The organism is Paenibacillus sp. FSL R5-0928, from assembly GCF_037970385.1.
GTDB lineage: Bacteria > Bacillota > Bacilli > Paenibacillales > Paenibacillaceae > Paenibacillus_AQ > Paenibacillus_AQ odorifer.
The window spans coordinates 5698381-5711756 of record NZ_CP150225.1 but is presented as its reverse complement, the minus strand read 5'-3'; the positions used below and the strand labels follow the sequence as shown (position 1 = coordinate 5711756).

Sequence of the window (13376 nt, the reverse complement as noted above, 5' to 3'; positions counted from 1 at the left end):
CTAAGCTTCTGAATCCGTTGGGTAAGAAGTGTAGTTTTATTTTTCATTGGCGCGAAACAAAGGTGGTACCGCGAAAGAATGACCTTTCGTCCTTTGAGACGAGGGGTCTTTTTGTTTTTTTCAGAGACCTGTGCGCTCTATACAGCAACTTTATTAACAACTATAAGCAACTACAAGTAAACTAGTGGAGGTATCAGAGAATGGCTGACCAAAACCATCTAACAGCGGCAGATGCTGCCGCTACGAATGAATCTAAAAACGAGATGCCAACAACGTATGATCCGAAGGCAGCAGAACAGAAATGGTATTCCTACTGGACAGAGGGCGGATATTTCCGTGCAGGCCAGCGTCCGGATGCTCAAGCCTATAGCATTGTGATCCCGCCGCCAAACGTAACAGGAATGCTGCACATCGGGCATGCGCTCGATTTCACATTACAGGATATCCTGATTCGTACCAAACGGATGCAGGGCTTCGATACGCTTTGGTTGCCAGGTACGGACCACGCAGGTATTGCAACACAAACGAAGGTAGAGCAGAAGCTGCGCGAGCAGGGGATTTCCAGACATGACCTCGGACGTGAGAAGTTTCTGGAGCAGGTGTGGGATTGGAAAGACAAATACGCAAACACCATTCATGAGCAGTGGGCTAAAATGGGACTTTCCCTTGACTACTCCCGCGAGCGTTTTACCCTCGATGAGGGTTTGTCGAAGGGAGTTCGCGAGGTATTTGTTAAGCTTTATAATAAAGGCTTGATCTACCGCGGTAAACGTATCATCAACTGGGACCCGGCGGCTCGTACGGCGTTGTCGGATATCGAGGTTGAATATAAGGAAGTTAACGGTCATCTGTACCATCTGCGTTACCCACTTAAAGATGGCAGCGGACATATCACTGTAGCGACCACACGTCCGGAGACGATGTTGGGTGATACGGCAGTTGCTGTTCATCCTGAGGATGATCGTTATAAAGATCTGATTGGCAAAACGCTGATCCTGCCGATTATCGGCCGGGAGATTCCAATTATCGCTGACGAGTATGTAGATAAAGAGTTTGGCAGCGGTGCGGTTAAGATCACGCCAGCTCATGATCCAAATGACTTCGAGGTAGGTCAACGTCATAATCTGCCGCAGATCAACGTAATGGATGAGAGCGGCACAATGAACGAAGAAGCAGGACCTTACCAAGGTCAAGACCGGAGTGAATGCCGTAAGGCCATCACGGCGGATCTGAAAGAGCAGGGTGTTCTGATCTCCATTGAAGATCATGTGCATCAAGTTGGACACAGTGAACGTTCAGGAGCGGTTGTTGAGCCGTACCTGTCCACACAATGGTTCGTGAAGATGCAGCCGCTCGCCGAAGCTGCCATCAATGCACAGAAGGATGGTAATGGGGTTAACTTTGTACCTGAACGGTTCGAAAGAACCTACCTGAACTGGATTGAAAACGTACGCGACTGGTGTATTTCCCGTCAGCTTTGGTGGGGACATCGTATTCCGGCTTGGTATTCTGAATCTACCGGTGAGCTGGTTGTGGCGAATGATGAGGAAGAAGCGCGCCGGATCAGCGGCCTAACCGACTTGAAACAGGACGAGGATGTTCTGGATACTTGGTTTAGCTCCAACCTCTGGCCGTTTGCAACCCTAGGCTGGCCGAATGAAGACAGCGCAGATTTCAAACGTTACTATCCGAACGATGTGCTCGTAACGGGCTACGATATTATTTATTTCTGGGTAGCGCGGATGATCTTCTCGGCACTGGAATTCACGGGAGAGAAACCATTCTCCGACGTATTGATGCATGGTTTGGTACGGGATGCTGAGGGACAAAAAATGTCCAAATCACTCGGCAACGGTGTAGATCCGCTTGAGGTTATCGAGAAGTACGGCGCAGATGCTATGCGTTATATGATTTCTACCGGCAGCACAGCGGGTCAGGATTTACGCTTCCGCTGGGAAAAGGTAGAGCAGGCGCGTAATTTCGCTAATAAGATCTGGAATGCGTCACGCTTCGCCCTCATGAATCTTGAAGGGGTTAGCTTCGAGAATATTGACATTACTGGTGAGCTAACTACGGCTGACCGTTGGATTTTACACCGCCTGAACGAAACTTCTCGTGAAATTACGCGTCTAATTGACTCGTACGAGTTCGGCGAGACTGGCCGCCAGCTGTACAACTTCATTTGGGACGATTTGTGTGACTGGTATATTGAGTTCGCGAAGCTGTCGCTTTACGGAACGGATGCCGCAGCCAAAGCGAAGACACAGTCCGTACTTGCTTATGTACTCGACCGCACGATGCGCTTGATTCATCCGTTTATGCCGTTTATTTCGGAGGAAATCTGGCAGCATCTGCCGCATGAAGGAGAGACAATTACTCTGGCTGCATGGCCTGAGTATGATGCTGCTCTGGAGAACCCGCAAGCGGTAGCGGAAATGAACCTGCTGATGGATGTAATCCGGGCCGTTCGTAATATCCGTGCTGAAGTGAACGTACCGATGAGCAAGAAGGTTGAATTGATTATTAAAGCGAGCAATGAAGAAACGCTGAGCATCATTACTCGTAACGACAACTACATTGGACGTTTCTGCAATACCTCTTCTTTCGAAGCTGGTCTGAATCCGGAAACGCCAGACAAGGTAATGTCCGCTGTAGTAACGGGAGCGGAACTGCTTCTGCCTTTGTCGGGGCTGATTGATATTGAACAAGAAATCGCTCGTCTGGAAAAAGAAGTGCAGACGCTGAACAGCGAAGTAGAACGCGTAGAGAAAAAGTTGAGCAATCAGGGCTTCGTGGCCAAAGCTCCCGCAAAAGTTATCGAAGAGGAGCAGGCGAAGCAGGCAGATTATTCTGCCAAACGTGAGAAAGTACTTGCCCGCATAGCAGAGCTGAGAGGATAAGAGACATGGATGACCTAAATCGGGGCGGGAGCACCGCCCCTCTTGCGACATATACCGAAGCGGTTAACTGGATCAAGGGCTTGATTCCTTTTGGAATCCGGCCAGGTTTAGACAGAATTGAGATGTTGATGGACAAGCTGGGAAACCCGCACCGTCGGCTGAAATTTATTCATGTGGCGGGTACCAACGGCAAAGGCTCCACCTGTGCTTTTTTGACAAGCGCACTTTTGCAAAGCGGCTATTCTGTCGGCACCTTCACGTCTCCGTATATTACGAAGTTCACGAACAGGTTCCAATATAATAATACGGACATTCCTGAAGAAACTCTTCTTGAGCTAGTGAATACCCTTCGTCCTTTGGTAGATGAGATTGCAGAAACGGAATTTGGCTCACCAACGATGTTTGAGGTAACTACAGCTGTGGCCATTCTATTTTTTGCGGGTGTTTCTTGTCCGGATGTTGTCGTATGGGAGACTGGGCTTGGGGGAAGGCTGGATGTAACGAACATCGTTACTCCGATCGTGTCGGTGATTACAAATGTCGGCCATGACCATATGGATATTTTGGGAGATACGCTTGAGAAGGTTGCAATGGAGAAGGCCGGAATTATCAAACCCGGTGTACCTGTTGTTAGCTGCGTAAATCAACCGGAAGTCGTGGCTGTACTCAAGGAGAAAGCGGCGGCTTGCCGCTCTACTCTTTATCTTGCCGGAGAAGATTTTAGCTATGAAGCTACTGGAATCCATGGGGATGTGCAGACCTTTAACTTTAAGGGTCCCTTCCGTTCGCTTGAACTTGGGATTGTGATGAAAGGCGAACACCAGAATAGCAATGCGGCAGGAGCCATGATGGTTCTTGAAGTTTTGCGCCAGTATATGGCGTTCATGTTAGAGGATGAAGATGTTCTGGAAGGATTGCGTCATGCATTTTGGGCTGGAAGGCTGGAAGAGGTAAGTAAATCTCCGAGGATCGTACTGGATGGAGCACATAATCCGGAAGGCGCGGAGAGCCTTGCCAAAAGCCTGCCACAGCTCTATAAATACGGTAAATTAAATTTACTTATGGGAATGATGGCAAATAAGCATCATGAATCCTACTTTAAGCATATACTGCCTATAGTGGATACGCTCATCCTGACCGAACCGGATTTCCAGAACAAAATGGACGCGGAGCATCTGCAGGTTATCGCAGAAAGTCTGCGGGATAAATATGCCAAGGAAAACTTGGTAATCATAGTAGAACATAATTGGGGAAAAGCGCTGCAACAACTGAAGTCGATTACAGCGGAGGATGACCTTGCCGTCGTATCTGGTACGCTGTATTTGATTTCTGACGTGCGCGGTACACTTTTGCAGCAACCCGATACTGAAAAAGGCTGGTGACGACTGTTGGATACTACTGAACGTGTGCATTTTATAGGGATCGGCGGCTACGGTATGAGCGCGATTGCCCGAGTAATGCTAGAAATGGGATATACGGTTACGGGCTCCGATGTGGCTGCCCAAGAATTGACGGATAAATTGATTGCTAAAGGTGCCAAGATTTATATTGGGCATACAGCAGAACAAGTAAAAGGTGCGGATCTGGTCGTGTACTCTACGGCTTTGTCCAGCGATAATGTGGAATGGGTGGAAGCAGAGCGTCTTAAGATTCCAATTCTGCACCGCTCACAAATGCTGGCTCGTTTATTGAACGAACGTAAAGGGGTAGCCGTTGCCGGAGCGCATGGTAAAACAACTACCTCCTCCATGATCGCGCTTGTAATGGAAGAGTGTGAAGTTGATCCTACGTATATTATCGGCGGAGAGATTATGAATGTCGGTACGAATGCAAAGGCAGGACAAGGCGATTATGTAGTGGCGGAAGCGGATGAGAGCGATGGCTCTTTCTTGCACTATCATCCTTGGCTTGGAATTGTCACGAATGTGGAAGCAGATCACTTGGAGAATTACGGCGGAGATTTTAACCGTCTCAAGGCTGCTTACGTACAGTTTATGAACCAGACACGTGAAGACGGCACTGCGATTGTGTGTGCAGATGACGAGAACGTGATTTCTTTATTGCCTGAAGTGTCAGGTAAGGTGATTACTTACGGCATCAAGTCGAAGACAGCAGATTATATTGCAACAGACATCGTTCTTGGCGACCGTCAGGTTTCGTATACGATGAACCATAATGGCGTAGTATTGGGACAAATTGAACTGTCCGTGCCAGGTCAGTACAATCTGTATAACTCAATGGCTGCGGTTATCGCTTGTCTGAAATCAGGAATCTCTTTTGAGAAAATCGCTGAAGCGATTGTGAAATTCCATGGTGCGAAGCGCCGTTTTCAAGTGCTCGGAGAAGTCGATGACATTCTGGTCATCGATGATTATGCGCATCACCCAACTGAAATTCAGGCGACAATCAGTGCTGCTAAGGCAACGGGGAAACGGATTATTGCCGTATTCCAGCCTCAGCGGTATACACGTACGTTCTTCCTGCTAGATGCCTTCAGCCGCGCCTTTAGCGAAGCAGATGAAGTGATCATTACCGACATCTACTCTCCGGCAGGTGAGAAGCAGATTGAGGGGGTTACATCTGCGAAGCTGGTTGAGCTTATTGTGCAGAACAGTAACGCTGGCGCAAGACATCTGCCAACCAAAGAAGATGTGCTTGCTGATCTGAAACCTCGTATTGCCCCAGGTGACCTGGTGATTACGATGGGCGCAGGCGATATCTGGAAGGTTGGATACGCATTGGCGGACGGCTTGAAGAAGCGTTAATACAAACACAGGCCTACACGAGAATATTCATATTCTCTTGACCATAGCACTTCCCCCGAGCTCCGTGCAGGGGGAAGTGCTTTTTTGTATACTTAAGCGGTGTATGTACATTCTAAAAAATGAAATAAATAGGGTATTTGCTGAACCGGCCATTGAGTGCTATAGTGCTGTCAGTAGAGGATCAATTTTTCCGTGTAGGTGGTGACTCATGGACTCCCAGCTTGATATCAAAACGTTAGTGTATTTATTTATTTTTGGAAACCTATTTATATTGGTGCTGATAACCAATTACCGGAGGAGCGCTCCTAAAGACAGGGCATCCACCTTATTCATACGCTCTAAGGCGGTGCAGCTGCTCTTCTGGTGTTCATTATTATTATGGGGCCATATTCCCCGCGCTTTATCCATTCCACTTAGCAACGCTTTGATTCTTCTAGGCTGCTGTCTGGAGATTATTGCTTTACTGCTGATGATGGGCATCCTTGGGCAGCGGATAAAGTTGTATTACATAACGCTTTCCATACTTAGTTCGATTACTTTTAGTATTGTTGCCGTCTTCTTCCATCATTCCAGCTGGCGCATAGCCTGCACCTCACTATGGTCGATACTTTTTATTGTCTATCCAGCTTACCACCTCACGGTGAACCCCAAAGGCACCCCTCTTCAGAAGATACTCGGAATATTATTTTACGCTTTTGCAGGGATTATGCTGCTCCGCGCGATTGTTGCACTGATCTGGGAGCCAGAGATGAACGTGTTCACAACTAATCTTTCGCAGTATTTATATTACCTGGGGATGTATTTATTATTGATTGTGGGAGCCGCAGGCTTTATTCTACTTTCTAACGAGCATTCCTTTGTAAAACTGAAACGAATCGCTAGCTACGATGATCTGACTGGAATCCTTAACCGTGGAGCATTTCTTCAGGAAGCTGAGGTACGGCTTGAGAAGGCAGTTGCTGAGCAGGAGTACTTTTCGTTTATGCTGCTGGATTTGGATCACTTCAAAGAAATCAATGATACATACGGCCATGATACCGGTGATGTTGTTCTGGAAGAATTCGCATTGACGATTAAGGACAACCTCGAAAACAGCGATTTATTCGGCAGGCTTGGCGGCGAGGAATTTGCAGTTATACTTTGCGGGCTTGATGAAGCTAGCTGTGACCGGAAAGCTGAAGCGTTACGAGAGGCAGTAATGAAGACGTCCACACAAAAACTCTCACAAGGTTATACAGTTAGTATAGGTGTAATTACGATCATGCCGGATCAGGAGATCTGGATAAATAAGCTGTACAAGCTGAGCGATAAAGCGTTATACCAAGCCAAACAAGAAGGAAGAAACCGAGTGGTCAGATACAATTATATTTATTGAGCTTAGAGAATACAGGGGGTGAAATTCACTAACATGCATCTGGATCTCAAGACACTGCTGGTCTGCCTCTTTATGTGGCAATCATTCACGGTATTGCTTATTGTTGTCTATCGTTTGCGTTACGCGCAGGAACGGACTTCTACCTTGTTTGTCACGGCAAAATATTTGCAGCTGGCAGCTTTAATTCTCCTTTTGCTGAACGATTTCACAGACTCGCGACTTCCCATTCCAATCAGTATGCTGCTTGCTTTAGCTGGAGGTACGCTGGAAAGCTTAGCGCTTCTGATGCTTCTCAGGGTTTATGAGAGCTGGGTTGAACGATATTATACGATCCTGTTCGGAGTGTCCATTGTCGTTGTAGTCCTACTGCATTTAATTATGCCAGATGAGCGGTTCGTTATGGCTGCAACTTGTCTATTTGGGATTATGATCATAGCTTTACCTGCTTACATATTAGCTGTGAAGATTAGAGAGACCTCTCTCCAGCAAACCATGGGATTGTTGTACGGTGTTGTAATTTTAACGCTGGTTGGCAAGGGACTTGAACCGTTTTATTCGATGTTAGGACTGAATGCACTGACCTCTCACTGGCTGCAGATATTTTTTTATCTGGGGATTTATTTGCTTATGTTTTTAGGAACTGCGGGAATCATGCTGCTATATAGAGAGGATTCCTTTACAGAATTGGAGCGGGTGGCCACTTATGATGTGCTGACAGGTATTTTGAATCGCAGATCCTTTGTTCAGCGTGTCCGACCTTTAATAGCTGCCTCAGCGATGAAGAAGCTGCCATATTCTTTTTTACTGCTGGATGTTGATCACTTTAAACGTATAAACGATACCTACGGCCACAATACCGGCGACCACGTTCTGAAGGATCTGGCTCATAAAATAAAACAGCAGCTTGGCAATGGCGATCTGTTCGGAAGATTCGGCGGTGAGGAGTTCACTGTGCTGCTGCATAGAGCCGATGAACAAAACAGTGATATGATTGCAGAGCGGATGCGCACAGCGGTTACAGGGGCGGTCATTCATGGTGTCCCCCTGCATTACACGATAAGTATTGGAGTCATCACGGTGGATTCAGGTGAACGATACTCATTGAGCACTCTTTACAAACTTAGTGACATTGCATTGTATCAGGCTAAGAAAAAGGGCCGGAACTGTGTAGTTAGAAGCTACGACAACTAAAGTGTCTTCCTTTCGACATTATACGAGGGAGACGCTTTTTTTGTATGCAAAGAGGATTAGTACATAATACCTAACGATTACAACTTCTATCAATAGAGCAATTCATGATTATGTATGTCGTGAAAAAAGGGGGGGGGAGTCTGTTTTTTAGAAAAAGCGGCGGTTTATAAGGGAAAATTGTAATAGAATTCTGAGGAACTAGAAAAAAACTTAAAAAAATTTAGACTTCCCCTATAAATCGACAAAACTTTTAAGTGAAATGAGTTACTATTGAACTGCATCTAAAGTTTCAGTTGGTAGATGGGGGTTTTTATTACAAAATACAAGGAGCCAGAGTCATGCGAGAAAGAATGCTGTTCCTATCAGCCCAGAATCAAAGCGCAGAGGATCTAGAAGGAGAAATGAGAACAGGGAGTATTCTCGAGATTTTGCTTGGGAAATTTGATATAGATTTGCTGACGTACGGAAGTGCCAACCAAACCGTGTCTATAAATGAGCGGACGGCACTTACGGTTCATAACATTAACGAAGATTATACGACCTGGAGGCCAATGTTGCGCCCCTTACATAAACTGCGGAATTTCTCAAATTTAAGTCATATAGATAAAGATATGAAAAACACTATTTTGGAGCTTTGCCGTTCCAATAATTATAAGCATGTATTTATATCGCATGTCCTACTGGGAAAATGTATTGATATGGTGAGGAACTTGCTTCCAGAAGCCAGTGTGATCACAGATACCTATAGTTTTGCAAACGGAAGCGGAGGATCTTCCGGAGAGACAGGGAAGTTAAGCAGGAAGAATCCTTATAATAAACTCAATGCTGCATGGGATCGTAGGAATAAACGGCGATTAATGAATAAAACGGGTCTGCTTTTAGCAACCTCGGAATGGGATGCACTAGCGTTCAAATCTCTATCATTTGCAGATGCCCGTAAGGTTCATGTTGTCCCCCATTTCATCAAGATGAATGAGTATGAGACTTTTGCAGAGCCTGTGACTAAAGAAAATTCAATTGTGCTGCACTGGAATATGAATATGAGACTGGGAATAGATGCAGCCCGAGTATTCTTTAAAAAAACCTATCCCATGATTAAGGAGCAAGTGCCAGATATCAAAAGTTATATTATCAGCTCAGAGGTTCACCCGGAGGTCATGACTTTGATTAAGGAAGATGAATCGGTCATAGTCACTGGACCAGTAAATTCCTCTACTGAATACATACGACGGTCTAAAGCTGTTCTGGTGCCTATCCTTGAAGGCTGCGAAGTTTCTAGAAATATACTGGAATCCTGGGCGCTTAAAACGCCGGTGGTTACTAGCTCTATCATGTGTGAGAAGCTGAATTGTGAGCATAACCGAAATATTTTGCTGGCTAATACCTCGGTTGAGGTTGTTGGAAGTGTATTGAATTTACTGAAAAATCCTGAGCTTGGCGCTATTATTGCGGATCGTGCGCATGAGACTTTGTTGAAAAATTACGAAATGAATCATGTTAAGAGTAAGATTCTTAGTCTTGTATAGAAGGTTGTCTGACAAGATGCTTGCTGCTCTGGACAACAAATAACCCGCGAGGACCATTAAAAGTCCTACGCGGGTTATTTGTTGACAGGATTTTAGAGCAAGTTGCGGCGCAGTTCTTCTGGTGATTTCGGAGACAACATTCCAAGTGGAATATCGAATACAGTACGCGCTCCGCTTTGACCTTCTTGACTCATACGCTGAGCAGCTCTGGCATAAGCCACAAGCACACTAGCCGTAAATTCAGGATTGCTCTCCAGCTTCAGGCCGAATTCAACGATTTGTTTCGTGCCTTCTCCTGTTACACCACTGCGAATAACAAACCCGCCGTGCGGAATACCGCTATGCTGAGCTGCCAGTTCTTCTTCAGTGATGAAAGTAACCGTAGTATCATAATCTGCAAAATAGTTCGGCATATTCACGATTTCTTCGCGAATGCGCTCTTGATCTGCACCTGCCTCAGCTACTACAAAACACTCTCTAAGATGTTTTTCACGAGTAGTAAGTTCTGGTGTTTCACCCGCACGGATAGCCTCGATAACCTCTTGTACTGGAACCGTATATTGCACGCCACCTTTAACGCCTTCTACTCTGCGAATGGCATCGGAGTGACCTTGGCTGACGCCTTTACCCCAGAAAGTATATTCTTTACCTTGTGGAAGAATAGCTTCAGCTAGCAGACGGTTCATGGAGAACAGGCCTGGATCCCAGCCCGTAGAAATTACGCTGAGTGTTCCGCCTTGTTTAGCTGCGGCATCAACGGTCGCAAAGAACTCAGGGATTTTGGCGTGAGTGTCAAAGCTGTCCACGGTATTAAACATCCGGGCAATAGCTGGTGTCTGTTCTGGCAGGTCGGTAGCCGATCCTCCGCACAGAATCATAACATCCACTTTTCCCTTATATTGTTCGACGGCAGAGATATGCTCGAATTTCACACCGGTTTCACCGGCTTCCAGTTGTCCAGGCTCTCTGCGCGTAAAGATCGCAACCAGCTCGATATCTTCACTTTGGTTAATAGCCTTACGTACACCTTTTCCTAAATTACCGTAGCCCACAATTGCTGCTTGAATTTTTTGTTTCAGAAAAAGCCCTCCTAAACTGTAATGAACTAAAATCCTATTTCTAGCTTAACTAGTATAGTGCACACTTTTAGCTCTTTTTATATAGTATATAAAAGTTACATGTAATGTAAACTGAATCCGTATAACTTTCATTATTCATTTGGCTATAAAAATAGCATATCTCTCTATTGTCTATCATATATTTCCATATAGATTAGATGAGGTGAGGTGTTACTGTTGAATAACGGAAGAATGACATTCCGATTTGACGTGAATAAGGACGAGCCTAAGCCAAAACCGCAGGTAGTGGAGCGCTGGTCCAGTGGCGGACTGGGCACAGCTGAAGAATATGCAGAGGAGTTGCGCAAGGAGGTCGGTCCAGCACAGCAGCATACTTGGGTGCATGAACCTAATTTACGCTCTACGCGTGAGGCACCACCGGAGGATGCTTACGACTACTACTCAGGAACTGTAGATCCACGCCAGCAAGAATGGGACGAACAGGATAGAGATTTCAGAAATACGCAGCAATCGTATCTGCTTTCAGATTTGGTACTGGATGACAGAGATAAATCAGCAGAGGTTTACACGGGAGGTTATGGGGGCTCATACCATACTCGTCGCCCATCGTATTGGTGGAAATTATCCCTGTCTGTGGTGGGGGCGATCGGCACGGGTCTACTATTAGGATATGCGGCACTTTCCTTTTTTTATGGAGGAAACATGGACAGTAGTTCAGGAACCGGGATAACAGATACGTTGGCTACTTCAGGGCAGACTTCCGGAGCTAATGATCCAGCAGGTGTAGGAACCTCGGGATTGCCGGTTACGGGCACAGCTGATACCGGCAAAAACAGTATTCCTGTTCAAGTGGCTGCGCAAAGCTACTACCTGCTGCAGTATGGCGTATTCAGTACGCCGGCAGGCGCGGAACAAGCTAGACAAGAGCTGTTGGACGCTGGCTTAGCTGCGGGCTTGGACCCTGCTGACGGAAATCGTGTATATGCCGGAATGTCCTCTGACCGTGAACAAGCTAAGCTGCTCAGCAGTGGTCTGAAGAATCAAGGGATTGAGCTTTATGTAAGAGAGGTGGAGCTTCCCGGAGTGGAACGATTAGGGTTTGCCGGAAATGCGGAGGCTGTGAATAGTTATTTTGCGGTGAGTGGACAGCTGCTCAGTGAACTAAGCAGTCAATCCGCTTCTTTACTCAGCGGAGGACAAACGGATGCGGCAGCTAATACCTCAGCTGTGAGTGATCTTCATCTCCAATGGAGTGAAGCTGTTAAAGCTCTGGAGCAAGGCATAACGCCTGAAGCCAAAAGCATTTGCGCAGCGCTAGAGAAATCTATGAGCCAAGGAATTTCAGCACTGAGTGAATATAACAAGAACAAGGCGCAAGCCCTGCTTTGGGAAGTGCAGGAATCCATGCTGAGCTTCTTGACCAGTCAAAAACAGCTGCTGTCTGCTATGAATTGAATGCTTGGATTGCGGATTCAAAATAACAGCAAGTCTCCGGGGAATTGGGGGCTTGTTGTTTTTTTCGGAGAGGGGTATCGTTCCGCAACTTTTAGGGCAAAAGGTGGTAAACATTACCGTAGGGGATTTTACGTTTGTATTGATCACCGTTTCACCGTATAATAATTAGGGTGTCAAAAAATGGCGAGGGAAGACTGAGATGAAGAAGAAAAATGTAGGAACACTGCTGTTATTTCTAATTCTAGGCTGGCTGGCTGGAGCCTGGATCGCCAAGCTGCTGCAGCCCGTAAAGGCTCTGTCTTTTCTAACAACATCGACTGTGCTCAAATGGTCTCCGCGAGCCGATTTAGACATCATAACCTATGACATCACTATTCATTTGAAATTGTGCATGCTTAGTCTCGCCGGTATTATTACAGCTGTATGGCTGTACCGCAGACTGTAACTCTCGTTACTGAGCAAGAAGGGACGTTTACAACGTGGACAACTCACCACTCATTATTCTAGCCTCAGGTTCACCGCGTCGACGTGAGCTGTTATCCTTACTGGGTTTGCCCTTTGAGGTCATTACCAGCGAAGCTGATGAGAGCACACCGCCGGATTGGACGCCGGAGAGAATCGTGCGCAGTCTAGCTTTGCGAAAAGCAGAAGCCGTAGTAGCTGCGGCCGGAGAGCGTAACGCAGTCATTATAGGAAGCGACACAATTGTTGTATTAGATAATACTGTGCTAGGCAAACCGGTGGACAAGCTGGACAGCAAAGCGATGCTTACCAGACTTCAGGGCCGAACTCATAAGGTATACACGGGTGTAGCCTGCCTCGGACTCCCGAATGGGAAGACTATAGTGGAGCACCGTGTTACTTCCGTAACGATGAGGGCAATGACTGAAGAGGAAATTGCTGCTTATATTGCTACGGGAGAGCCTGCTGATAAGGCTGGCTCATATGCGATACAAGGGCTTGGGTCCATTTTGGTGGAACGAATTGAAGGCTGTTATTTCAATGTAGTCGGATTGCCTTTGTCGCTTCTTGGCGAAATGCTATCCGAGTTCGGTATAACGGTATTGAGCCGGTAGGAAGCCTGG

Annotated in this window: 10 protein-coding genes and 1 other annotated feature (1 of these 11 running past the window's edge); of the genes, 9 read left to right on the top strand and 1 reads right to left on the bottom strand. The window is 46.4% G+C overall.

Annotation, left to right across the window (positions count from 1 at the left end; genetic code table 11):
* Window positions 1-97, top strand: a binding site (T-box leader); it begins 187 nt to the left of the window's first position.
* Window positions 98-200: 103 nt separating this feature from the next.
* The 6 genes from MKZ16_RS25900 to MKZ16_RS25875 all read left to right on the top strand — a co-directional run bounded on the left by MKZ16_RS25900 (window position 201) and on the right by MKZ16_RS25875 (window position 9757).
* Entirely contained in the window at window positions 201-2900 is a 2700-nt protein-coding gene (locus MKZ16_RS25900; protein ID WP_076105532.1) for a valine--tRNA ligase, read from the top strand.
* A 5-nt stretch (window positions 2901-2905) separates the two neighbouring features.
* Window positions 2906-4282, top strand: coding sequence for a folylpolyglutamate synthase/dihydrofolate synthase family protein (locus tag MKZ16_RS25895; RefSeq protein ID WP_076105531.1), 1377 nt, complete (start codon window positions 2906-2908; stop codon window positions 4280-4282).
* Between the two features lie 6 nt (window positions 4283-4288).
* Window positions 4289-5665: a UDP-N-acetylmuramate--L-alanine ligase gene (gene murC / locus MKZ16_RS25890; protein WP_036685137.1), complete on the top strand. Its 1377-nt coding sequence runs from the start codon at window positions 4289-4291 to the stop codon at window positions 5663-5665.
* A gap of 208 nt (window positions 5666-5873) precedes the next feature.
* A complete protein-coding gene (locus MKZ16_RS25885; protein ID WP_036685138.1) occupies window positions 5874-7040 on the top strand; it encodes a GGDEF domain-containing protein in 1167 nt (388 codons plus the stop codon).
* Window positions 7041-7073: 33 nt separating this feature from the next.
* Window positions 7074-8231 (top strand): GGDEF domain-containing protein, encoded by a 1158-nt coding sequence (locus MKZ16_RS25880; protein ID WP_076105530.1) that lies wholly within the window; start codon window positions 7074-7076, stop codon window positions 8229-8231.
* Between the two features lie 338 nt (window positions 8232-8569).
* Window positions 8570-9757: a glycosyltransferase gene (locus MKZ16_RS25875; protein ID WP_036685141.1), complete on the top strand. Its 1188-nt coding sequence runs from the start codon at window positions 8570-8572 to the stop codon at window positions 9755-9757.
* A gap of 92 nt (window positions 9758-9849) precedes the next feature.
* Here the strand turns inward: MKZ16_RS25875 and MKZ16_RS25870 are convergent, their stop codons facing one another.
* Window positions 9850-10836 (bottom strand): diaminopimelate dehydrogenase, encoded by a 987-nt coding sequence (locus MKZ16_RS25870; protein WP_038573038.1) that lies wholly within the window; start codon window positions 10834-10836, stop codon window positions 9850-9852.
* A 216-nt stretch (window positions 10837-11052) separates the two neighbouring features.
* Here MKZ16_RS25870 and MKZ16_RS25865 point away from each other — a divergent pair, with 216 nt between their 5' ends.
* From MKZ16_RS25865 to MKZ16_RS25855, 3 genes are all read left to right on the top strand, one after another.
* Window positions 11053-12291: an SPOR domain-containing protein gene (locus MKZ16_RS25865; protein WP_076105529.1), complete on the top strand. Its 1239-nt coding sequence runs from the start codon at window positions 11053-11055 to the stop codon at window positions 12289-12291.
* Between the two features lie 199 nt (window positions 12292-12490).
* Window positions 12491-12736 (top strand): DUF4321 domain-containing protein, encoded by a 246-nt coding sequence (locus tag MKZ16_RS25860; RefSeq protein WP_036685144.1) that lies wholly within the window; start codon window positions 12491-12493, stop codon window positions 12734-12736.
* Window positions 12737-12770: 34 nt separating this feature from the next.
* Window positions 12771-13367: a Maf family protein gene (locus MKZ16_RS25855; protein WP_036685146.1), complete on the top strand. Its 597-nt coding sequence runs from the start codon at window positions 12771-12773 to the stop codon at window positions 13365-13367.
* Window positions 13368-13376 lie beyond the last annotated feature (9 nt).

Coding starts and splice junctions, on each gene's coding strand:
- MKZ16_RS25900 (WP_076105532.1), top strand. CDS start 201: ATGGCTGACCAAAACCATCTAACAGCGGCAGATGCTGCCGCTACGAAT.
- MKZ16_RS25880 (WP_076105530.1), top strand. CDS start 7,074: ATGCATCTGGATCTCAAGACACTGCTGGTCTGCCTCTTTATGTGGCAA.
- MKZ16_RS25895 (WP_076105531.1), top strand. CDS start 2,906: ATGGATGACCTAAATCGGGGCGGGAGCACCGCCCCTCTTGCGACATAT.
- MKZ16_RS25885 (WP_036685138.1), top strand. CDS start 5,874: ATGGACTCCCAGCTTGATATCAAAACGTTAGTGTATTTATTTATTTTT.
- MKZ16_RS25875 (WP_036685141.1), top strand. CDS start 8,570: ATGCGAGAAAGAATGCTGTTCCTATCAGCCCAGAATCAAAGCGCAGAG.
- MKZ16_RS25860 (WP_036685144.1), top strand. CDS start 12,491: ATGAAGAAGAAAAATGTAGGAACACTGCTGTTATTTCTAATTCTAGGC.